This is a genomic window from Acidithrix ferrooxidans (assembly GCF_000949295.1).
Lineage (GTDB): Bacteria > Actinomycetota > Acidimicrobiia > Acidimicrobiales > Acidimicrobiaceae > Acidithrix > Acidithrix ferrooxidans.
In genome coordinates this window covers 16,135-37,826 of the sequence record NZ_JXYS01000018.1, presented here as the reverse complement: position 1 = coordinate 37,826, position 21,692 = coordinate 16,135, and the positions used below count along the sequence as shown (strand labels likewise).

Below are 21,692 nucleotides of genomic sequence, written 5' to 3'. Positions count from 1 at the left end.
ATGATTTATGAGATAGAGCCAAAGGAATATATTCAATGGAGGGGCTGATCTCGATCGACCTGAGTGCAATTCCTAATCGCCTAACTGGCGCTGGCCGGTATGGCATCGAGATGCTAAAGGCAGTATTGGATCAAAATGACCAAGAGACACTTTCGTTTCTGGGGATTACTAGAAGCGGTGATGGCGATCGTATGACGGCTCTGATTCCGACTTTAAGGTTTGCTGAGTTGGTGCCAAATGGTCGCGTTAGTCGCTTAGCCTACGAACGCCTATTCATGGCTTCGCAACTTCGGCGAAGAAATGTTAAATTGCACCACGGAATTCACTATACTTCGCCAGAGCCATTTGGTGGAAGAGTGGTTGTAACGGTTCACGACACAACCTTTATCGATCATCCAGAGTGGCACGAGCGCACTAAAGTGGGCTTTTTTCGTCATGCAATCGCTAAGGCGGCCAAGCGGGCAGATGCATTGATCTTCCCATCTCAATTCGCCAGAGACCGCTTTGAACTTTTCTATCCTAACAGTGGGGAGCGAGTGGTCATCCCTCATGGAGTGGACGTAAGTCAATTTGGGGTAGTCTCTTCTGAATCGATTGCGGTAACTAAGCTAAGCCATGGAATATCAGATGAATACCTCTTTTATTGTGGCACAATCGAGCCGCGTAAAAATTTAGGGCGCATCCTTGATGCCTTCGCATCTACAAAGATCCCCGGCCTTCAATTTGTTATTGCAGGATTGAGTGGTTGGCGAAATTCGAAATTCTTTGCCACCATGGAGCCCTTCGTGAAGAGCGGTAAAATCAGGGTTTTGGGATATGTCTCTGACGCCGATTTGGGTTCGCTCTATGCCGGCTCGGTTGCAACACTCTATCCCTCTCTCGAGGAGGGATTTGGCCTTCCGGGTTTAGAAGCGTTGGCTATGGGGTCAAAGCTGATAACGTCAGTTGATTCTGCGATGGCCGAATATGCAAATGAATCGACTTATCTTGTGAATCCCTATGATACCGATGAGATCGCTAAGGCGATAATAGGGGTCTATGACCACTTCGGTGGTGGTGAGAGGGATAGATCATTAGGCCTTAGCTCCAAGGATGAACTCCTAGCGAAGTATTCATGGACCATAAGTGGACAACGGCACTTAGAGCTCTATCGTAGTATTCTATCAATTTGAAATGTCGGGGGAGAATTTGCGCGCGCTTGTAACTGGAAGCAGAGGATTTGTCGGACCATATCTCCTGGGGGAACTTCGCCAAAGAGGAATTGAAGCCACGGAGTTGACGCCTGATAGCGATATCTGTGACTTTGAGGTCATTAGTTCTGAAATCGAAAGTTTTGTTGATCTTGGTGGCGAGATGGTGGTTTTTCACCTTGCCGCATTGAGCCATGTCGGAACCTCCTGGCGCGAGCCAGAGAGGTATCTGTCGATAAATGCTGGTGGAACGCTCAATATTCTTAGAGCTATCGCCACTAGGAATGTGAAACTTCGTTTTGTATATGTCTCTTCTTCGGAGGTGTATGGCAACCATAAAGAGCTTGACAAGGTGGACGAGAAAGTCTCGCCGATGCCGCTTAGCCCTTATGCCGCTTCGAAGCTATGCGGGGAGACCTTTGTCCTGCAATATGGTCGTGCCTATGGGCTGGATGCGATAGTTGCACGCCCGTTTAATCATATTGGCCCCAATCAATCGGATAACTTCTTAGTCGCTGCGATTGCCAGGAGACTTTGCCAGGCAAAGCGCGATGGAGGCTCATCGATTCCCGTCGGTAATCTTGATGCAGTCAGAGACTTTCTGGATGTCCGTGATGTGGTTCGAGCGTACGTCGATTTAGCCTTAAAAGGAGAGGCAAACAGCCTCTACAATATCTCGTCTGGTCGCGGAGTCATGGTCTTGGATCTTATAAATCGCATGATTGACCTTTTGGGCGTTGAGATAAAGTTGACCACCGACCCCACCTTGGTCCGACCGGTTGAGGTTGCGCGACTAGTTGGAGATAGTTCAAAGTTGATTCGGGATCTTGACTTCGAAGCGAAATTCAGTCTCGACGAAACCCTATTAGATGTTCTGTCATATTGGCAAGATCGCCTATAGCCCGATTTACGCTCTTTGATAGGTCGTTGCGTGCCACCATAAGACGCTGGAGTCCTAAAAGAGCAAAGCCTACGGTTGAATACGTCAAATCCTTTAGTTCATCGGAAGGGCTTTTGGCCATTTGAACCTCACTTTTTGTCGATCAGTAATCCAGAAATCAATTTTCCAAACAAATTTATGTCCTTGTTTGCCAGCATAACTCAAACAAAGCACTTTCGCTCCCCACTTTGTGTGGGCATTGGCGAATCGACAAGCTAGCCTATTTAGTTCGATATGGCAGTTCCGCCTTTAGTTGTAGTAGTCATGGTAGCCAATGACCCCGGTGATTGGTTCGAAGAGTCGCTTCAAGCAATTGTGGCCTCAGACTACCCGAATTTTTCAGTAATTATCGTTGACAACGGTTCAAGAGTGACTCTCGCCCAAAGGGTGGGGGCATCGCTCCCAAATGCTCTTTTTCTTCGAAACGAGACAAATCTAGGTTTTAGTGCTGCAGTGGATGCTGCGGTGAGGAATGTTACCTCAGCGACATATCTAATGATATGTCACGATGACGCGGCGGTAGCGCCAGATGCAATTTCAATTATGGTCGAAGATGCACTGCGGATGAACGCCTCGATAGTGGCTCCAAAGATCGTTAGCTGGTCTTATCCTGATCGAATTACCTCATTGGGTTTTGACGTTGACCGCACGGCAGCATTGCGATCACGAATCGACGTTGGCGATCTCGACCAGGATCAGTTTCCTATCGTTGAAGAGGTCTTTGCGGCTCCGGGTGCTGCGATGTTGGTGCGATACGATCTCTTTAATGTTCTGGGCGGCTTCGACCCTGAGATCTACCTCTTTGGCGAAGACGTGGAGCTCTCCTATCGTGCGCAATTGGCTGGGGCTCGCGTAATTGCATCTTCTTATGCCAAAGTCCGCCACATGGGGGTCTTGGTCAATGGTGTTGATGGCGCCTATGTCAATTCGAAGTTTCAACCCATAAGGCGTAAATTGCGTCGCGCCGAGCGATCCTATTACGTTCGTGCAAATCAGATGCGATGCATAGTAAACAACTCCTCTGGCTTTGCTCGTCGGTATTCAAAGATCCAACTTTGGCTGCTTGCACTCTTAGAGGCTGCATATTTCGCAGTTTCTGGCCGATGGCGTACCGCTAGGGCCATACTGAAAGGCCTCAGGGACGGAGCAAAAAAATCACCGACTCAATCGGTTCGATGGGAGGTCGGTGCTCAGTCGCGTCTTTTAGATTTTAGAGATATGACTCTAAAGTTGGCGCGAGGATCGGCTCGATTGTCGGCTTTTTTTGCGCATCAGAGGAACACGCGAGCTCAAATTAGGTATGAAGTTGAGCGGTCAAAACGCAACGATCGAGGCGCTTTTTTAGAGAAAGAGAATCTGAGCGAAGACGCCATCGATCCGACATCTTTGGCGACGCGATATGTACAACGTAGGTTTGCTCGCGTAATCCAGGGTCTGATCCTCGTCTTTATACTTGTCGCGGGGCGCCACGTCTTGTTTTCAAATCTACCTGTGTTTGGCCAGTTTGAGCCATTCCCACATGGGACAAGTCTGTTGTCTGACTTCTTTTCAGGGTCGTTGTCTTCCTCTACAATATCGCCTACCTCAGTTCCAGCTGGCTATCTATGGTTGGGCGTGATCGGAACATTCTTCTTTGGGGCAACCGGTCTCTTCTATCACCTTTTCTTGATTGGTTTGGTTGCAACAGGCCTCTTCGGCGCCTTTCGACTGGGTGCACGATATCGCAACCCGCTTTCAGCTTCGATCGCGATGCTTTCGTATTTTTCAACTGGAATATTGACTGGACTGATCTCAGTCGGCACTCTCTTTGGCCTCGTAACGTTTGCCTTTGCACCGTGGATTTTGGGTATCGTATTGGATTTCCAAGAGGAGTTAGCGCCTGGTTCGAAGATTCGTGCTCGATCGTTCTTTAGAGGCGCATTCATCGTCGCTATAGCGACCTCTATCGCGCCGGCTTTTTTTATTGTATTTTTGATCCTGACGTTGGCGGTGATAGCGTCGACTGTCTTTGAGCGCCATTCGATGGCTCAAATTCGATCGATGTTGCGTTTTCTTTTTGGTATTGCTGGGGTCGCTTTAGTCGCGAATGCGACTTGGTTTTTAGGATACATCCATTCGGGCGCAACTGTGGCGTCTCTATTTGGGGCCCAGCCCCCCTTTGATTTAGCGGTTCGGTCGATCTTTGACTTCTCAGTTTCGGGAGGAGCGATGATTAATTCGTTTGCCATCCTCTCGCTTTTGAGCGTGATACTTTCCCCCATTTTTACAAGAGGTCTAAGAACACGTCGGTCGATCCGAGCTTTGATTCTTGCGATCGTCTTTGTCGCTTTTATCATAGGATCTAATGGTGGTGGCTTTGGGTCGGATCCGATTCCCCTCGCCTTTCTTATGCCGTTCCTGGCGGCGATCGTCGCATATTCAACTGCTAATGGCGTAGATGGCCTCTATCGAGACCTCCCCAGAGAGACCTTCGGAGTTCGTCAAATTGCCGGCGCACTTTCAGTGATTGGCCTTTTGGTGGCTTCATTTGGGGTGGGAGCTCCCATATCAGGTGGTCGGTTGGGTCTGCCTGTGAGTGGCTATGGGTCTACATTGGGATGGTCTACATCATCTAAGATCGCATCTTCGCGCCTTCTGTGGATTGGAGATCCAGCTGCAATTCCAGCAGGTAGTTGGTGGTTTGACTCAGGTGTCGGCCTAGCAGTGACCAACTCTCATAGCCTGTCTTTTGAGAACGTCTACACACCGATTCAACTTGGCAAGTATGGGGGTGTTCAAGCCGGTTTAGCTCGAGCATCTTCTTTCGAGACAATTCGGCTGGGATCCTATCTTGCGAGTGAGGGCATCGGAAATCTGATCTATCCGCAGTCTGGGGTATCACCTGCTGTTGCTCGGGTGACTCTTACGCTTTCAAGACAGAAGGACTTGATCCAAGTCTTGACCGATCCAAGCGTAACAGGTTATGTCGTGCATGGTAGGAAGATAGCACACTTCCCATCTCCTCATGGCCCGTCTGCTTCATGGCCACTGTTTTTAGGATCTTTCGAGGTCCTAGTTTGGCTTGGCTTTGTTGACTTAGTCTTTGGTGGCGGTTTTATCTCGTCTCGGGTTGTTACTAGGGTAAGAGTGTCGCTAGCTACCCAAAGGGACCAAAGAAACCAAGGTGCATCTGGAATTGGTGAGAATACCATTGAGAATCCAAAATCCGATCTAGAGGTGCATAGATGATTTTTCAATTGATTCAGTGGAGACCTTCGCCTCTTTTTCACCTAGAGACGTTGTAGTCGTGGATTTCATAAGAAAGTTTTTTCGACTACATAGACGTGAGGGTATTGTCGGCATTTTCTTGGCGGTTTTGCTGATTGGCGTCGTCTTTGCTAACAGTGCATCCAGCAGGGTGCTAGTCAAACAGTCGCAGTTCGTACCTTCTTTTTCGGTCTCTCCGGTCGCGTCTGACTCCTCAACGTGGTACTGCTCGCTTCCTCAGGCTAAGTATTTTGGCAAGAGATCGCTCTCTTTGGTCTTGACCAATACTTCGAAGTTTTCTCAGACTGCTTCAATATACATCTATAGCAAAAACGCTAAGGCCAAGCATCTGAAGATGAAGATTCCTGGAGGGTCCCTTAGACGTTTTGGAATGCGTGGACTTTATAAGAGCGCAACGGGGGTTTCAGCTGATTTTACAGGTGGAGCCGATCTGGTCTCGCTAGTTGCCTCCCTGCCCAGCAGTAATGTCGAAGGATTCTGTCAGCCATCGCCTGGCCCTACCTGGATCGTTCAAGGTTTTAATACGGTCTCGGCCTCTAAGGGATTTCTGTCGATCTTCAACCCGTTCGCTACGGATGCAATTGTAGATATTAGCTTTGTGACACCGACAGGGCCAGTTGATCCAGGTCCGCTTCAGGCTGTAGTAGTCCCAGCATTTTCTTCGATCGACGTTAGATTGGCTGATTGGTTTCAAAATACCCCTGCAATTACAGCCTCAATTCAAACTCGAATCGGAAGAATTGTAGCCGGTGGCTTCGAGGTGCGCTCAGACTCAAAGGCCAATGGGATGGTTTTTGCGAGTACTACCCCTGAGATCTTTGCAAACACTGACTTTCCACTTCTGGTTCAGACCGCCAACCAGAGCGTCGACTTGAATTTGGAAAACCTCTCTTCAAGTCAAAAGAATGTGTTGATCTCAATCAAGACTTTAAGTGCTCAAACTACTGTTAAGGCCCCGGCGATAGGCCATGGGGCGAAGGTATCAACTATTTCCGAGACAGTTCCGCCTCAGAGCTCTCTTGTCGTCCCATTGAAGGCGGTGGCGAGTGTACCAGTGGGCTCTTTTTTCTTCGTTCGAGTTCATTCGAATTATACGGTGGCTGCGCTGGCAACTTTGGCCGGTTCGGATTTAGGTCCCCTGAATGGGTATTTCATTGAGAGTGGCTATGGTAGTTATTGGCCCTCGTGGCTCTCGATGCTTGACATAAGCCCCTTTGGCGCCAAGTATAACCAACTCGCGCTCTATTATGGAGGAGGTCAGGTTGTCTCTGCAAGGGGTTCACAGACAGCGCTATTTTCTAAGGCCTTCGTCGATGGTCAGGCTCCCTCCTCAAAACAGAGTGGAATTGACGCCAATGCCGGCATTGGCGTTGTCCCGTCTCCATCGAGCGTGCAGCTATTTCCAACCACTAACTCTGTTGGCTTTCCCGATCTGTTTACCCTTCGATCTTCGGCACCGACCGAGATGGCTCTTGCCTATGTCACCCCCGAGGGCTCTATAATTCCAATTCCATCTATTCCTTTGGACTGAATTAGGTTCGGACCCCTGGTGACCATGATGAGCTATCTCTTTAGGATTATTCAAGGTTCATATCTTTTCGCGACTTGGATAAGAAGCTGATCAGAATGCACGAGTTGGCTAATTTAATCGTTTTGCCTTGTGGGATATGGCAAGGCGGCCGTAATGTCTCATTTTAGACTTATTGGTTTTTCAAATCTATATGGCAAGATCTTTGAAAAACGAGTGTTTCTTGTGGATGGCAATTGGAGTCGGCGAGGGTCAATTTGACTTTTGGTCGCAATAATCTGGGATCTCTTTGATAGGTGGGTCAGTTCGGTCCAAAACTTTTATTTCGGCCCATTTGAATCTTCGATCTAACCTAGCATGGATCTATGGCTAGATATGGACTTACAATTCCCTTGGATCGAATTCCACTCGGGGAGCAACGTGAAGCAATTAGGCGACTTCGTGAAGTAGGCTACGAAGATCTATGGAGTGCTGAAGTCGGCCAGTATGATGCATTCACGCCGTTGATTCTTGCAAATGAATGGGAGCCAACTTTCAACTTGGGCACCGCTATAGTTCCAGCCTTTACCAGAGGGCCAGCGACTATGGCAATGTCCGCAGCAGCTTTGGCCGAACTAGCACCGGGACGCTTTTACTTGGGAATTGGATCTTCATCAGATGTAATCGTCTCCAAGTGGAATGCATCGGAGTTTGTGCGACCCTATTATAAAACGAGAGATATCGCCCGCTTTTTGCGAGAAGCTTTTGAAGGTGGGAAGGTGGACCGGAAGTTTGACACCTTTGAGATCTCGGGTTTTCGCCTTGCTCAACCGCCTACCGTGCCACCCAAGATATTGATAGCTGCCCTGCGGCCTCAGATGTTAGCTATGGCGGGTCGCGAGTCAGATGGTGCAATAATTAATTGGCTATCGCCCGCGGACGTTGCCAAGGTCGTTCCGTTCGTAGGCGAGAATAAGGAGATTGTGGCTCGCATCTTTGTCGCTCCGGGAGTTGAACGGAATCTACTGTTAGACGCGGGGCGAAGAGCTATAGCTGCCTACCTTAACGTGGGTGTTTACGCAGATTTTCATCGATGGCTAGGCCGTGGGGAAGCTCTGGAACAGATGTGGAGACTATGGGATAGTGGCGATCGAAAGGGTGCCTTGGCTGCAATTCCCGAAGAGATAGTTGACCAGTTAATAGTGAGTGGGACGCCGAGTCAATGTAAAGCTCGCATAGCGGAATATTTTGGCGCCGGGGTTGATGTAGCTGCACTTGCCGTTCTGCCATTCGGTATTGATACCTATGAAGCGGCTCTATCTTTGGCTCCTGGCTCGAGCGAATAAGGGGTCGAGCCCCATCGAAGAGAGATCTCTTTTCGAGACTATTCTTCTTCTCTATTAAAGAGAAAGTGAAGAAATACGTTTGAGAAATAGAGATCTAGGGTTTATTGGGAGCCAACCTAGATTATTGCCATGACAAAGCGGTTTCACTGTGGCTGGGACCGCTTTTAGTCGATGGTGTTGAATGCCTTCGCCCAGAGGGCCTCATAGCCAACTTCTTTTAAAGCTAGATTTGCCGCTTCGAGATACCCTTGGGTGTCACTAGGCAACTTTGTGGTTCTTTCTAAAAGGGCGTTGGTTATTGCATCAACGATCTTGAAGTGTTCTAGCGTCACATCTAGGCGCAGTATTCCGTAGATATAGTCCATGTCCGAGGTGGAATTCAAATCAGGGTATCTTGATTTAGATCCATAAAACCGTACCAATGACGAACATACCGTGCGCGGCGAGAAGGAGCGATCTATAAACAATGTAGATGGCGGGACATTTTCACCTTGTTTTGAATCGGATGGAACCCCTACAATTGCTTTCCATCCGTTTGGATTTTGAAGTCGTTCCCAGGTGGTCTCTACAGACGGTCCATCAGTCCACGCGAGGGTCATTGTTGCTTGATCAAAGCTATATTCGTTATTTGAGTTCTTAGTCAGATCGATAACCGCGCTAAGAAATTCCTCTTTTGACATTGGCTTTCTGCGTTTAGGGAGCATATTGATAAGCATGGCTAAGTTCGCGCCTTTGGCTAGAGTGGAAACGATATCTACCAATGATGATCATAGCCGAAGTTTACTTTAGTTAACTGGCAATGACCCTGTACCTCATGAGTAGAGTTCCGTGGTCTTCTAGGATTGACAGAAGTTCTAATTCGGATCCCGGGATCTGCTCTCCAAGTCCCAAGAATCCACCATGGGAAGATATCTCTAATTTGGGAACGATTGTTAGGGCGATTTCATCTATAAGTTTGTGTGAAAAGGCCAGCTTCAAGAAAGATGGACCACCTTCGAGCGTTATGCGGATGAGATTGTTTTGTCTCAGCCATTTCCGTAGTAGGTTTAGGTCTGGTTCTTTTTCTCCAAGAAGAAGGAGTTGTGGTTCGACGAGGAAGGTGCGTAAAAGCCCAGCGCATTGTGATTTTTGAGAATTAGATGTCACTAGAGTTATTTGATCTTTTGACTCAATGAGCTTGGAGTCACGAATCTTATTTAGATCTCTACCTACCACGACGAGTTGTGGGGATGTGTTGATTCGCCGTAGGTGCATGAGCGCATCGGGTGTCTGTGGTAGGGATGTATACTCTTCGATGATTGCGGTATTCGCACCAATTACAACCGCGTCGGAGAAGGCGCGAATGATAGAGAAGACTTTTCGGTCTGCATGTGTGGAGAGGCCTGCTGATCGGCCGTTTTTTTCAATTGACCCGTTTAAGGAAGAGACCATATTGGCTCTCCAGTGGTCACCATCGATGCAAGTGATCGGTGCATAGATCTTCTCAAGTGATCCTATGGAAGCTTCATCACTTCCGATTATTGGTGAGGCTTCGGGGAATATGAGATTCATGTTGAAGGCGCCTCTTTCTTCTATTTTGATAGTCCTAGACGATTTGTTATGAATGAGGAGGACTCTCTATCGTATACCAATAGAGCGGGGTTTAGTTACCCTTTTGGATTGGCTCAATATTTATCTTTCAATGAGTTATTGCGAGGTCATTTTTTGAAGGTTTTAGATCGGTGCGACGACGCGCTCTCCTTCGTCGCGAAGTTGTGAGAGGCGAGATAGTGCTCGGCCGAATTTCTTGCGATAGCCACTCGATAGAATTGAAGCTGAGAAGAGGCCATTTAGGGATGTGTCTCCGATCATAATTGGTATTCCATGCTCGTAGGCACGATCGGTGAATGTTACAAATCGCAGGCCGGCAGCTAATGAATCAATTGTCTTAGCCTCAGTTACGATTACGAGAGCTAAGCCCTCTAAAAGGCGGGAATACATAATTGGGTGTAGCCTTGTTAGGGCTTCCAGTAGACCAAAAAGGCTGTCGGATGAGACTGCGCTTTGGTTGGGCATTGAAGCCGCCATCGTTACCAGGTCGTCACTAGAGCGCGGTTCATCTTCGATATGAAACTCGGTTGCTCGATAATCGGGGCCGTCAATGGTTAATACCTCAAAGTGGGCGGCTAGCCCTTGAATCTCTCGAAGGAAGTCGTCGGCCGCAAAGCGTCCTTGTCCCAATTTGTCCGGTAGCGTATTGGAAGTCGTGGCGATGTCGACCCCTCGGCGAATTATTCGATTGAGGAGATTAGAGATAAGGACGGTGTCGCCTGGATCGTCAAGTTCGAATTCGTCTATTGCCAGGAACGATAGTTCGGATAGCTTTTCGACGGAAGCCTCAAAGCCGAAGGCTCCAACTACGTTCACTAAGTCAACAAAACTTATAAATGCTTTTGGTACAGTGCAAGCTTGCCACATCGATCCTAAAAGGTGTGTCTTGCCAACACCGAACCCTCCATCTAGATAGAGGCCTTTCCCCGGTTTGGGCTGGGCTTTTAGGCCCAAGGAGCCAATTACTGTTCGCCTTGGCCTTTTTGTCTTTGTCAATATGAACTCGCTAGTGACCTTTTTTGCCAAGCTCTGACTCTCGTAGTTGGGGTTCGGGAAATAGTTATCAAATCGGGTGTTGTTAAAGCGCGATGGTGGAATTAGAAGGTCGAAGGCGGCCGTTACGTCGAAAGGAACATCTCGTTTGGCAATTGAAAGCAAAGTACTCCATTTTGAAAAATATCAAGGACCTAGATCTGTGTCACTTTTTGAAATTCGATACTAATCCCAGTCTAATTTTAGAGATCGACAATACTTCTAGGCAAAGCAAAGTAGCACAATGATCCGACCAGTGTGGATATGGCAGCTTTGTTCTGATGCGACTAGGTGGAAGTTCTGGCTCAAAACTAGCAATATTACTCACGATCGCCAGCTTTTTTCAATATGCGCTTCACTAAATAAGCTGGTATCTTGCTTGAGTGGCCCAACTGATGTGCTGACCAATATTTCAATACCTAAACCAGGCGAACACTTTTGGCTTTCTCGTCAAAACCCCATATGTTTTAGTGATCAAGAAGGGAACGCGATGGTATCACAAGCTTACTCTTGGCCCCATGGGCTCGATGATGCAAGGCGAAACTGCCAGGGGTCACTCTCTTTGATCGTCCAAACTTCAAGACCTTAGATTCCAATGTCTCACATGTCAACGTTGAGCCACTTGGAGTTGGCTAAATCTCACAGAGCTATTGTGGTCAAAGAAGGCAGGTAACTTGGTGAGATTCTAAAGAAGCGGAGTTTTCCGATCACATTTGGACTACTATCTGCCATCGTTTGCCAAGATAATGATATTCCAATTTAGAAACGAAAGATGATCACCTCTACCTGTACCAATCGTGGGGTAAGAACAAAACGCAAGGCGCTTAGAGGGTTTGTGGCCAATTAGAAAAGTGCCAATACGAATGTAGGGCCGATCTAGCTTTGAGATCGGCAAAACTCCAAAAGAGATGGTCGGCAAATAGGACAAAGAAATGCGCCTTGGTGATTATTGGGTTGCAAGATCATCTACTTGTAAGAAGGGAACTCTCCATTCAAGACAGGCACCTTTGAGTGTCTGAGAGGGACGGAGTTCTAGTGTGCCACCAAGTTCGAAGGCGCGTGCCGCCATATTTTTTAGACCTTTGGAGGCCGCCGAACCGGATGGATCAAGTCCCACGCCGTTGTCTTCAACCACAATGACTAGCTGGTTTGAGGCTGAAATACTGATCTGTACTTGGGATGCTCTTGAATGCTTGGCGATATTAGAGATAGCCTCTCTAAGGACCGAGAGGCCATTGGTCGCTAACTTATTGGTTACCATTGTGTCAATAGGTCCGGTGAAAGAGACGCTCGCTTCAAAGCCTAAAACTGGATGCAGCTCTTTAGTAAGTGCTAGAACCTGTGCGCGGAATGAGTATTGTTGGCGAGTCCTTGTCGTTTCGAGCGCAAAGATGGTGGCTCTTATCTTTTTAATCGCCTCGTCTAGGTCATCGATTGCACCTTGGATGCGCTCGTTTGCATCCTCCTCGGCGACTAGTCGTATCGTGGCTTGGAGGGAGAGTCCTATTGCAAAGAGTCTTTGGATTATTTCGTCGTGGAGTTCCCGGGCAATGCGTTCTCTATCTGCTCTGAGTGCGAAGTCGGCGACTGCTGAATGAAGACGAGCGTTCTCGATTGCAATTCCAGCTGCTCTCGCTAGATATCCAGCAAGTATTTCGTCTTCTTGGTCGAACTCTGAATTGTCGATCTTGTTAGTTAGATAGAGGTTGCCGAAGTTGCGCTCCCCGACCATGATGGGAAGTCCGAGAAAACTCGTCATCCTAGGGTGCAACGGAGGAAAACCGAAGCTATCGGGGTGTTTTTGGAGTTCGTCAATTCTCAGTGGTTGCGACTGCGAAATCAATAGGCCAAGGACTCCGTGGCCCTTGGGACGGTCTCCAATCTTGGATTCGTCAGTTTCGTCCATACCAAATGTAATAAATTCAACCAATGATGTACCTGAAGGATCGAGAACGCCTAATGCGCCATAGCGCGCATTGACTAATGTCGCACTTTCGCGCACGAGTGTTTTTAGAACTACCGTAAGCGATAGATCCCTTTCGACAACTAGAACTGCGTCCAAAAGATGCCTTAGCTTTGAAACATCTTTGATCTTGGATAATGACATATCTACAATTTATCTTAATATTAATCTATGTAAGTTACTAATACATTCGGCCCCCCCCTCATGTGCCTAGTGGAATAGGTGGATTAAGTCGTTTTATAGCAAACTAATTGACCAAATTGTAACCCGAGAGCCTTATGCAGGGTGTCTTTGCGGGCCAAAACCACCTTTTTTGGGCGAGCAACGAGACCTCAACTGCTGTAGGTAAAGACCCCAATTATCGTGGCAGTGCAATCGGGGTTTTGGGTAATTCAAGTCTGTTTATAAATTATTTACTAACTTTGGCTATAGTATTGCCACTTTCTCTTTTGAATTTTATGGCAAAGGGGGAGTGGTACAAAGCGTTGGGGAGATAGATGCAGAGAGTCGTTAAAACGGTAAATAATATTGAGTTCTCACAGATAGATACCGTTGGTAAGGTCCCAGATTTGACCAACGGGGGTAGATTTACGGAGATTCCTCTTATTCAGCGAATCGACCCCATCTTCAAAGGTCGCGCACGTTTTGTAGTTGGAGCTAAGTTGCAGCCTGAGGTTAAGGTTGATGTGAGTGAGCTGACTAAGGTCGCGGGATTTTGTCCATTCTGTCCTGGTGCATATGAGAAGTACACCTTTCCGTTCCCAAGTGAGATGGTTGCCGAAGGAAGGATACGCGTAGGAAATGCACTAGTAGTCCCCAATATTCTTGCTTACTCGACCTACTCTTCAGTTGGGATATATGATACATCTAGGCACTTTGTGCCTATCGACGAGTTTGACCATAGTGTCGTTGGCAACGCCTTTTCGGCGATGGTTCGACATGCTAGGGCTATTAGGGATTATGACCACAAAGCGGTCTATAGCTCAATCAATGCGAACTATCTGCCTTCTTCGGGAAGTTCGCTCATCCATCCCCATCTGCAATCTTCCCATGACTACATGCCACTTAGCCATCAGGGCCATTTGATACAGGAGATGGCGTTGCACAAGGAGCGATTCGGAAGAAGTCTGATGGAGGATCTGGTCGAGGCCGAGATCCATCTTGGAGAGCGCTACGTCGGTTCAATTGGAAATGTTGCGTTTTTTGCCCCTTTTGCTCCATCAGGCTTTCGTGAGGTTTGGGGCGTTATTCTTCGACAAGGTGATATACCTCAGATAGATCCGATCGATCTATCTGATCTTGCTCTTGGAATTTCTAAGATCATCTCGGCATATGCAAATTGGAACTTATCGAGTTTTAATTTCGCGTTGACTGGGGGCGGCCCTGATGCTAGAGAGATTTCGGCGAATCCACTCTTTAGAATCGTGGCTCGATCGAACCCAGAGAGTTATTATCGATCCGATGTGACCTATTTTGAAAAGCTCTATAGCGAACTTATGGTCGATGTCACACCTGAGGAGACCGCTAGCGCCCTGCGGGCCTTTTTTTGAACCATGCTATTTGTTTTGAACCATGCTATTTGGCGAAAGATGGGTTAGCGCGTGGCAAATAGATCTGGCACAGGAGGGTCGTCCTTAGTTATTTCCCTGGGTGCCGAGCAAGATTACTCTTTAGCGGATGCGCTTTTAGTTATCAGTTTTTGGCGGTGGCCGCTTGCTTTTGATGTTCCTTATGGTCAAAGAGGTACCTAGTGGTTGCCAATATGGTGATGACAATGGCACTTGCAACATATATGCCAGAAACTAATACGGTGTCACTGCCGGCAGTGATTCCATGTACAAGGATTAAGCAATAGGCAGCGATTGCGAAACGATGAACCATCTTCCAGTTGAAGAGCTTGGTTCTTACCTTTAGCCATGCGGTGAAACCTACTGCTAAGCACAGGTAAAGAGCGACAGTCCCAAGAGCTACGGGAATTGGCCGATAGGCTGACTTGAGGGGTACGAACGCGCCCAGCAGGCCGACCTTGGCGAAACTGTCAGCGATTATCGAGCTAACGTGCAAAAAGAGGAGCACCGATCCAACCCCGGCAAGACTTTTGTGAGCTGAATTCAATGTAATTATATGTGGGAAACTCTTTCGTTTGTTGCGTTTGGGGTGGACCATCCATAGCCCGACTGCAACCAAAAGACTCGTTATTATTACTAGCGCTAACCCTGTGCCTCTAGCTATTAACCATGGCGCAAGTGTCGGCTTTGCTTTGGCGCCTAGCCAGTGTACTAGCTCAAAGCCTCCTACAACTGAGACTGAGCCGACCATTACCGCGAAAAGTATAGATGGAGAATCTTCTTCTATCTCTTCAAGACTATTTTTTTGATCATCGTTGGTCGAAGTGGCCATATTTTCCTACTTGTATCGTGGGTATTATCGACTTGAGGGATTAGCGAGATAAGTTCTTATCGACAAGAAGCTAATGCATAGCAGTTTTATTTCGCAAGTCCGACGCTATATGCAAAATAGGGGAGCGATATATCATGGACTGCCGCGATAGGAACTGATGATTGATCTTTGCTTCGAACTTCCATTGACCCAGCAAACTTTTTTGAGTAGAGAATTTGTTTTTTCGAGGTGATCATGAATGCGCTAATCTTCCGAAAAGCTGCTTGCTCGAGGGCTTTCTTGGAACCTAGGAGAAAAAGGCTCTTGGACCAAACCTCAGCATGTGCTGGGTCTTTTCCAATGACACTTACCGAGACTAAGTCCGAATCCGAGGAGTCCATGGTAGCTGGATCGATTAAGTGGTGTTTTTGTGTGCCGTTTAGGCGCCATGATCGTATCTTCGTGGATGAGGTAGCGACAGAGTTGTTCCCTAGACGAACCATTAGTGGGAGGTTTTCAACAGAGAATGGATTTTCGATATCAACAAACCAAGGTTCCTCGGGGTAGTTCCCGACAAAGGTTACGATATCTCCTCCGGCCTCAATCAAGTGGGGTGAAGATCCAGAGAAATCCTTAAGGAGCCGACTTAGATTCCTAAGTGCAAGCCCTTTGCCAATTCCGCCAAAATCTAGAGGAGGTCCATCTTTTAGGAGCAGATCATGATCTAGGTCATAAAAGATCTCTTTCTCCAAGGCATTCAATCTTCGGGAAGTTGTCTTTGAGGAGGTGTCTTTCATGCTTGATGGGTCATTTATCTCGAGGTCCATCAATTCGAAGCTAACCAAATACCCGGTTTTTTTGAGCGCTCCTAGGATTCTTGGCTCAAAGAGTCCGCTTGTGACTTTATTCGAGCTAATTGCCTCGAAGATCGCCGTCTTGAAGTATTTCGATGGATTTTCAAGAAGGGAGTATTCATTCAAAATCGACAATTCTGAACTATCTCGAAAGCGGCTCCAGGATTGTTCCATCTCTTCTAATGCAATTGATGTCGATTTAGATAGAGAATCCTTTTGTGTTTCGGTAATCTTTGCTTGAAAATTAAAAATTGATCCCATGGCACGAATCGTCCACTTTTGAATTGGCCCTGCGACTGGTTTATCAGTCATCCCAGGAGGCTTGCCCTAGTGGTTGCAGCAGGAATTTGAGCAGTCGGGATTCTAATCACCGGCGCTGGTGAGTTCGCTGATGGCGTTGACGCGCCGCCGGCAGCTCTGGGAGCAGATGTGGCTTGTGAATTTTGAGCAGGAGATGCGAGAGGGCCGAGAGTCGGTACGGGTGTATTTTGAATTTGAGTGATTCCATTTTGGATTGCACCTATAGCACTTTGGTTTCCCGCGCTTTGATTAGCCACCCCAGCAAGTGCATTTGCGGTCTTGTTGACCTCTTGGGCTACTTGATTGATGGACGCGGTAGCTTTTTGGGCGGCCGCTGCTGCGGCTTTAGCGCTAGCGCTAAGGTTGAGCGGATATAGGTGTGTAGGCGTTGATACGAAGTCAACGCCTACATGAGCTCCGATCACCGAGGCTGGTGCGATTATCATGAAGGGAACAACACGTCTCGCCGTATTTTTTATCTTGGTATTTCTCTTTTTGCGAGCCTTTTCGTCCAGTACCTTCCTCACAGATTAATTGTCTCCACCTGAATCGCCGCCCCCATCATCTGACTTGTGCGAGGAAGCCTTGGTGGTAGCAGCCGGTGCGCCTCCCGAAGCCGTCGGCGATGAAGCGACAAATTGTGTTATGGGTTGAGCGGCCACCGAGGCGGATGCCGCTGCTCTCGCGGCTGCAGCTTGAGCTTGAGCTTGAGCTTGGTTTTGGGCGGCAATGGCTGCCTGACTGGCAGCAGCTACAGCTGCTTGCTTGGCGGCAAGTTGACTTTTGGTCTGGGTTAATTGCGCTTGTACGGCTTGTTCTTGCTGACTTAGGGTGCTTATTGCTTTTTGAATGGAAGCTACCTGGGCTTGTTGTGCTGCAACGGGGTCGACTGGTTTCGTTGATGCGGTATTGGTGCTTGAAAACGAGACCTGCGCTTGATGCAGCGCTAATATTGCACCTAGTCCACCTCCAGCTGAAACTAAAACTTTAATCGGGTTAGAGACTTTCAAATTGCCCTCCGGGTCTTACCTAGTCGATTGTTTCGACCATTTCTGGTCACATATTGATTGTCGTCGACTAAGAGCCTTTAACCATGAGCGTTAAGTGAGAATTTTCTAATGTTTTTGAGAAGAATAAAGAAGAATAAAGAAGAATAAAGAAGAATAAAGAAGAATAAAGAAGAATAAAGAAGAATAAAGAAGAATAAAGAAGAATAAATGATTCTCTTTCATGATTTATTTCTTGTACAGAATTAGATAATTCAGGCTAAATGCATAAAGTTCTAATCAGGAGAGTCCGAAAGGTAGTAAGTGATTGATTTGATCAGGATTTTAACTATGGAAATTGGTGAAAGCAACTATTTGCGTTCGGAGGAATATTGACTACAAAGTACGGGCGGGGTTGGGTGTTGCAGCACTATTGGCACTGGTGGGTTCGCTCTCGGTTTTTCTAGACTCTTTGTAGTTAGCGTCATCGGTTGCCTACTACTGCACCAAATCAGAAGGTCTTTCATCGCAGGTCTTGAAGATGGAGCGCGGCTTTTACAACGACGACGATCAGATGAATAAGGCTGTATTGGTAGCGGCAACCTCATCCAGCCAAGCTCACCCGAACTCAGCTGATCTCCAAGACTGTATCTCACTCTCAAGAGGCGAGGACTCTAATTCTTAATGAGTTAATGGCTTCGCTTAATCTGGCTCCTAGTCATTCACTTTGGTTACTCTTGGACCGTGTAAAGCGCGATATTAACTCTTATAATCGATATAGCGAGCAGTTCATCGCTGATTTGGGCGCTGACGAAATTCAACAAGCTTCAGACACCCAAACGCTGGGTAATCTTTAGCCGTTAAATGACATCATGCCAGCAATGGCTACGGTAGAGAAGGAGTCAATTGCTAAATCTAATAGAGCCTTAGCGTCGATGGTCACAAGTCAAACTGTCGACATCGCAATGGTAGCGATAGATGCGGTCCTATTGCTTTTCTTGCTCGGATTTATTAATGTTGGATATCGAAGGGTTATTCATGTCCCGCTGAATGATCTATCTAATTTTCTGGGGGAACTTGCCAATGGTAACGGTGACCTTGGGGTCAACTTGGACAACTCTAGATGTGATGAGATCGGGGAGATTGGCTCTACGTTCAATCGTTTCAAGGATAAGATAGCGGTGACAATCGATAGTGTTGTTGACTCGATCTTTTCGATAATGTAAGAATCTCGAGCAATCAAGGAGACCTCGAGCACTATCGGTGCTAGTTCGACTCAGACCGCGGCGCAATCAGAGGTCGTCTTAGCTTTGAGCGAAGGTGCATTGAATTGAGTTGGTTCGGTTTCGATAGCAACCAAGGGGATGAGGGCTTTAATTGGAGAGATCATTCCCGGGGTGGCACGTTCAGCAGGTGAGACTTCTCGGTGTGGCTTGGAATGCCGCTTTAGCATCTGCAAATCTTGAAAAGGTCCATGATGTTCTCGCTCAGCCAGCAGGTCACTTCAAGACCTCGAAGAGTCTCTCTGTGGAAACAAATGATAATTCACACCAAGAGGCAGCTCTTCGATTTAGGTTGGCGAACTCTTAGGCGTTGAATGCAGAGATCGCTAGCGTCGGGTTAGGCTGATCCATAAAGAAGCATCGGCAGAATCATTTAGCGCGGCTTTGTGGGCGTATGGGCCTTTATTGTTGTTCTAAATGATTCTGACGAACGGGGCAGATTAGACCTATTTTGAGATCTGTTCCTGGTATTTGGCCATGGAGGTAATCCATTTCTGAGTGTTGTTAGCACGGAAGCTGTAAAATCCAAGAACATCTTTATGCGGCAAGATTAGGAATTCTTCTGCCTTTACTGCGGCTATTACAACCTCGGCTACTTGTGAGGGGTCGAGGATATCGCCGGCATCTAAAACTGCTCGCTGTGCAAGCGACTCGGCCTTTGAAGACGCTGTCCTGTCGTCATCTGGAAAGAGCATGTTGGTACGGACTCCCATGGGGCATAAAACGCTAACTCGGATATTGTCTGGCCGATGGTTGATCGCTATCCATTCTGACAGAGCAACAGATGCATGTTTGGTTACTGCATAAGAGAGGGCACCAAGGTTGGTGAGTAAACCAGCGGCGGACGCTGTATTGACTATGTACCCTCCTCCGTTAGAGATCATTGCTGGCAAGAGTGCCTTTGCCGTACGGACTTGAGCCATAAGGTTTACATTCCACGAAGTCTCCCAATCCTCCTCTGAAGTTTCGAGATCACCTGCAAACGAGACGCCAGCATTGGAAAAGAGTATGTCGACGACGCCATGGCGCTTGAGAACTTTTTCACCAAGGTCAGCTATCGCCGAAAGATCTGTCAGGTCGATCGTCTCTGCATATGCTGTGGTTTTGGTTTCTCGTAGTTGACTGACTGTCTTTTCGACATTTGCGGTGTTTTTATCGACACAGATAACAGCACTGGGGTTTTCCATGCCGCATGCTAATGCAATAGCACGGCCAATACCTGATCCAGCTCCAGTTACAAGGACTACTTTATTCTCAATTTCCATGAGCGAATGTTATCGCGCACAACTCAATCGCGCTTGATAAATGACAAATCGCCCACGTTGATTTATAAGGTGGTGCGATTTGTCATAAAAATGGGGTTTAAGCAATCCTATCGAGCAACGGTTGTATGTTTCACTTCATTTAGCTCTGGATGGTTGAAGATCTGATCTAGAACTCTTTCGATGATGGTTGTGGATGATTCCGAGGAGCTGAGCGGCCTTGTCATAATCCTTACAAATGCAGCTTGATCGTCAGAGAAAATTGTGGGTACGCCGAATATTTCGAGCTCTTTGGCTTGGGTTTCATGGAGTTTCTGCACCTCTCTCGAGTAGGTGTGGTTGTCGAGCTCGCTTTGGATTCGTGCGGGGTTAACCCCATGTTCTTCAAGGAGATTTGCGATTTCGCCGAAGTTTTTTAAGCTCTTGGCCTGTTCGTGCCGAAGGGCGAATAGTGCTAGGTGAACACTTGGGAACTCTGTGGGATAGAGTTTTGAGACAATGTAGCCAACCTCGTTTGCCAAAAGGTCATCTGTTTTGTCAGGGTCTTCCCAAATAGATGGCTCGCCTTCTTCAACGTGAACCTGTGACAGATTGAACGGTATGAAACTGACGTCAAAGTCGGCCCCCTCTTTGAGGGCGGTTACAACGTGCTCGTTCATGTTGCGAGCGAAAGGGCATCGATAGTCGAAGTTGACCGAAAATTTGGTTATTTTTGTCATATGTTTCTAATCCCTAATTGTCCCTCTAATATTCCCCAAGGAGTAGGTCGAAGCCTGTAATCACTCCGAAATCTCGGCTGAATGTCAATTTAGATTCCACGAGATTAACGTCTACCCAAAGGCATTCGTCAGACTCTTCATTTTTTGTGAAATTTTGCACGAGTGATTTCATCAAGAAATAGTGCACTTCTTTTTCTAGGTCGGTTTCTAAGGGGTATTTGACTACTTGAGTTTGGTCTTGGACGATCTCTGCTTTAATCCCGGTCTCTTCTTCAACTTCGCGTAACGCAGCTTGTGCTAGCGTTTCGCCAACTTCAACTTTGCCCTTTGGTAGCGTCCAGTCATCATAACGAGGACGGTGAATTAGGCAGATCTCGAGCGACCCGTTAATTCCTTCTCGGAAAACCACACCTCCGGCAGCTGTAATCATTGAACATCTTTCTGTTTGGTAATTGTTTAGATATTGTTTTGTCTCTGAGGGCTTAATAATGAATACCCAACCTTGTGTTGATTGGATTCAATCTATTTTTATACTTTTTGAGATCGGAAATACCTTTTTGATCAGCATTCCATAGCCTATGCCGACCATGGCGCCAGCAAGAACATCAGAGGCATGGTGCATACGAACGTGAATTCGTGAGGGCGCAATTAGAAGTGCGAGACCTAGATAGATTGGCCATAGACGATCGTTGTCACCCAGAATAATAAGACTAGTGAACGCGGCGCTCGCATGGCCCGATGGAAATGAACTCGTCAGTGGTTGGCGTATTTCGTGAGGGCGTTCTCCCTCCCATTCTGGACGCTTGCGGCGAAATATTGTTTTAATCCCCATATTCACAAGTACTGATTCAGCCAAAAGCGCAAAAGCTGCCCTGGTGGCATAGCTGGCGCCACCTTTGCGTACACCTCGTGCTGCCGCTAAGGTAAACCAAATCAATGAGTGGTCCGCGACGTTGGATGCTGCGAATAGGATTTGATTCGCAGCGGGAATATCCCGCAAGGGAAGAAAGAACTTGTCTATTCGTTCGTCGAACGGTGTAAAAAATTCTTGGATATCAATCAATTCGATTCCTC

The 21,692-nt window shown here is 47.3% G+C and carries 21 protein-coding genes; 9 read left to right on the top strand and 12 right to left on the bottom strand.

What is annotated here, in order from left to right; genetic code table 11:
- Positions 1–35: 35 nt before the first annotated feature.
- The 5 genes from AXFE_RS03465 (at position 36) to AXFE_RS03445 (ending at position 8,250) form a co-directional block, all read left to right on the top strand.
- Positions 36–1,172 carry a glycosyltransferase family 4 protein gene (locus tag AXFE_RS03465; RefSeq protein ID WP_052604497.1) on the top strand — a complete coding sequence of 379 codons (1,137 nt, stop codon included), beginning with the start codon at positions 36–38 and terminating at the stop codon, positions 1,170–1,172.
- A 1-nt stretch (position 1,173) separates the two neighbouring features.
- On the top strand, positions 1,174–2,091 hold the full coding sequence (locus AXFE_RS03460) for a GDP-mannose 4,6-dehydratase (protein ID WP_052604496.1): 918 nt from the start codon (positions 1,174–1,176) through the stop codon (positions 2,089–2,091).
- A 273-nt stretch (positions 2,092–2,364) separates the two neighbouring features.
- A complete protein-coding gene (locus AXFE_RS03455; protein WP_052604495.1) occupies positions 2,365–5,358 on the top strand; it encodes a glycosyltransferase family 2 protein in 2,994 nt (997 codons plus the stop codon).
- 58 nt (positions 5,359–5,416) lie between these two features.
- Positions 5,417–6,928: a hypothetical protein gene (locus AXFE_RS03450; RefSeq protein ID WP_152625839.1), complete on the top strand. Its 1,512-nt coding sequence runs from the start codon at positions 5,417–5,419 to the stop codon at positions 6,926–6,928.
- A gap of 362 nt (positions 6,929–7,290) precedes the next feature.
- Complete coding sequence (locus AXFE_RS03445; RefSeq protein ID WP_052604493.1) at positions 7,291–8,250, top strand: LLM class F420-dependent oxidoreductase; 960 nt, start codon at positions 7,291–7,293, stop codon at positions 8,248–8,250.
- Positions 8,251–8,414: 164 nt separating this feature from the next.
- Here the strand turns inward: AXFE_RS03445 and AXFE_RS03440 are convergent, their stop codons facing one another.
- The 4 genes from AXFE_RS03440 to AXFE_RS03420 form a co-directional block, all read right to left on the bottom strand.
- A complete protein-coding gene (locus AXFE_RS03440) occupies positions 8,415–9,011 on the bottom strand; it encodes a hypothetical protein (RefSeq protein WP_052604492.1) in 597 nt (198 codons plus the stop codon).
- Between the two features lie 28 nt (positions 9,012–9,039).
- Entirely contained in the window at positions 9,040–9,801 is a 762-nt protein-coding gene (locus AXFE_RS03435) for a dihydrofolate reductase family protein (protein WP_052604491.1), read from the bottom strand.
- A 162-nt stretch (positions 9,802–9,963) separates the two neighbouring features.
- The gene (zapE, locus tag AXFE_RS03430) at positions 9,964–10,998 is read right to left on the bottom strand and encodes a cell division protein ZapE (protein WP_052604490.1); all 1,035 of its coding nucleotides are present in this window, start codon (positions 10,996–10,998) and stop codon (positions 9,964–9,966) included.
- 820 nt (positions 10,999–11,818) lie between these two features.
- The gene (locus AXFE_RS03420) at positions 11,819–12,979 is read right to left on the bottom strand and encodes a GAF domain-containing sensor histidine kinase (protein WP_052604488.1); all 1,161 of its coding nucleotides are present in this window, start codon (positions 12,977–12,979) and stop codon (positions 11,819–11,821) included.
- Positions 12,980–13,332: 353 nt separating this feature from the next.
- On the opposite strand from AXFE_RS03420, the gene AXFE_RS03410 reads away from it, so the two are divergent.
- Positions 13,333–14,385, top strand: a complete 1,053-nt coding sequence (locus AXFE_RS03410) for a hypothetical protein (RefSeq protein ID WP_052604486.1) — start codon at positions 13,333–13,335, stop codon at positions 14,383–14,385.
- A gap of 142 nt (positions 14,386–14,527) precedes the next feature.
- Here AXFE_RS03410 and AXFE_RS03405 read toward each other — a convergent pair whose 3' ends face one another.
- The 4 genes from AXFE_RS03405 to AXFE_RS03390 form a co-directional block, all read right to left on the bottom strand.
- Positions 14,528–15,235, bottom strand: a complete 708-nt coding sequence (locus AXFE_RS03405) for a hypothetical protein (RefSeq protein WP_052604485.1) — start codon at positions 15,233–15,235, stop codon at positions 14,528–14,530.
- A gap of 86 nt (positions 15,236–15,321) precedes the next feature.
- Positions 15,322–16,380 (bottom strand): FAD:protein FMN transferase, encoded by a 1,059-nt coding sequence (locus AXFE_RS03400; protein WP_052604484.1) that lies wholly within the window; start codon positions 16,378–16,380, stop codon positions 15,322–15,324.
- Complete coding sequence (locus AXFE_RS03395) at positions 16,377–16,895, bottom strand: hypothetical protein (protein WP_052604483.1); 519 nt, start codon at positions 16,893–16,895, stop codon at positions 16,377–16,379. The genes AXFE_RS03400 and AXFE_RS03395 overlap by 4 nt, the downstream gene beginning before the upstream one ends.
- Positions 16,896–16,898: 3 nt before the next feature.
- Entirely contained in the window at positions 16,899–17,378 is a 480-nt protein-coding gene (locus AXFE_RS03390) for a hypothetical protein (RefSeq protein ID WP_052604482.1), read from the bottom strand.
- 511 nt (positions 17,379–17,889) lie between these two features.
- On the opposite strand from AXFE_RS03390, the gene AXFE_RS19860 reads away from it, so the two are divergent.
- From AXFE_RS19860 to AXFE_RS19040, 3 genes are all read left to right on the top strand, one after another.
- On the top strand, positions 17,890–18,039 hold the full coding sequence (locus AXFE_RS19860) for a hypothetical protein (RefSeq protein WP_160291718.1): 150 nt from the start codon (positions 17,890–17,892) through the stop codon (positions 18,037–18,039).
- A gap of 196 nt (positions 18,040–18,235) precedes the next feature.
- Positions 18,236–18,580: a HAMP domain-containing protein gene (locus AXFE_RS03385; RefSeq protein WP_160291717.1), complete on the top strand. Its 345-nt coding sequence runs from the start codon at positions 18,236–18,238 to the stop codon at positions 18,578–18,580.
- A gap of 151 nt (positions 18,581–18,731) precedes the next feature.
- Positions 18,732–18,944 (top strand): hypothetical protein, encoded by a 213-nt coding sequence (locus tag AXFE_RS19040; protein WP_152625838.1) that lies wholly within the window; start codon positions 18,732–18,734, stop codon positions 18,942–18,944.
- Positions 18,945–19,083: 139 nt separating this feature from the next.
- Here the strand turns inward: AXFE_RS19040 and AXFE_RS03380 are convergent, their stop codons facing one another.
- The 4 genes from AXFE_RS03380 to AXFE_RS03365 all read right to left on the bottom strand — a co-directional run bounded on the left by AXFE_RS03380 (position 19,084) and on the right by AXFE_RS03365 (position 21,681).
- Positions 19,084–19,902, bottom strand: coding sequence for an SDR family oxidoreductase (locus AXFE_RS03380; protein ID WP_052604480.1), 819 nt, complete (start codon positions 19,900–19,902; stop codon positions 19,084–19,086).
- A gap of 107 nt (positions 19,903–20,009) precedes the next feature.
- On the bottom strand, positions 20,010–20,618 hold the full coding sequence (locus AXFE_RS03375; RefSeq protein WP_052604479.1) for a DsbA family protein: 609 nt from the start codon (positions 20,616–20,618) through the stop codon (positions 20,010–20,012).
- A 25-nt stretch (positions 20,619–20,643) separates the two neighbouring features.
- On the bottom strand, positions 20,644–21,048 hold the full coding sequence (locus tag AXFE_RS03370; protein WP_052604478.1) for an NUDIX hydrolase: 405 nt from the start codon (positions 21,046–21,048) through the stop codon (positions 20,644–20,646).
- 87 nt (positions 21,049–21,135) lie between these two features.
- Positions 21,136–21,681: a phosphatase PAP2 family protein gene (locus AXFE_RS03365; protein WP_052604477.1), complete on the bottom strand. Its 546-nt coding sequence runs from the start codon at positions 21,679–21,681 to the stop codon at positions 21,136–21,138.
- Between the last annotated feature and the right edge of the window lie 11 nt (positions 21,682–21,692).

Coding starts and splice junctions, on each gene's coding strand:
- AXFE_RS03465 (WP_052604497.1), top strand. CDS start 36: ATGGAGGGGCTGATCTCGATCGACCTGAGTGCAATTCCTAATCGCCTA.
- AXFE_RS03460 (WP_052604496.1), top strand. CDS start 1,174: ATGTCGGGGGAGAATTTGCGCGCGCTTGTAACTGGAAGCAGAGGATTT.
- AXFE_RS03455 (WP_052604495.1), top strand. CDS start 2,365: ATGGCAGTTCCGCCTTTAGTTGTAGTAGTCATGGTAGCCAATGACCCC.
- AXFE_RS03445 (WP_052604493.1), top strand. CDS start 7,291: ATGGCTAGATATGGACTTACAATTCCCTTGGATCGAATTCCACTCGGG.
- AXFE_RS03435 (WP_052604491.1), bottom strand. CDS start 9,801: ATGAATCTCATATTCCCCGAAGCCTCACCAATAATCGGAAGTGATGAA.
- AXFE_RS03420 (WP_052604488.1), bottom strand. CDS start 12,979: ATGTCATTATCCAAGATCAAAGATGTTTCAAAGCTAAGGCATCTTTTG.
- AXFE_RS03410 (WP_052604486.1), top strand. CDS start 13,333: ATGCAGAGAGTCGTTAAAACGGTAAATAATATTGAGTTCTCACAGATA.
- AXFE_RS03405 (WP_052604485.1), bottom strand. CDS start 15,235: ATGGCCACTTCGACCAACGATGATCAAAAAAATAGTCTTGAAGAGATA.
- AXFE_RS03400 (WP_052604484.1), bottom strand. CDS start 16,380: ATGACTGATAAACCAGTCGCAGGGCCAATTCAAAAGTGGACGATTCGT.
- AXFE_RS03385 (WP_160291717.1), top strand. CDS start 18,236: ATGGCTACGGTAGAGAAGGAGTCAATTGCTAAATCTAATAGAGCCTTA.
- AXFE_RS03380 (WP_052604480.1), bottom strand. CDS start 19,902: ATGGAAATTGAGAATAAAGTAGTCCTTGTAACTGGAGCTGGATCAGGT.
- AXFE_RS03375 (WP_052604479.1), bottom strand. CDS start 20,618: ATGACAAAAATAACCAAATTTTCGGTCAACTTCGACTATCGATGCCCT.
- AXFE_RS03370 (WP_052604478.1), bottom strand. CDS start 21,048: ATGATTACAGCTGCCGGAGGTGTGGTTTTCCGAGAAGGAATTAACGGG.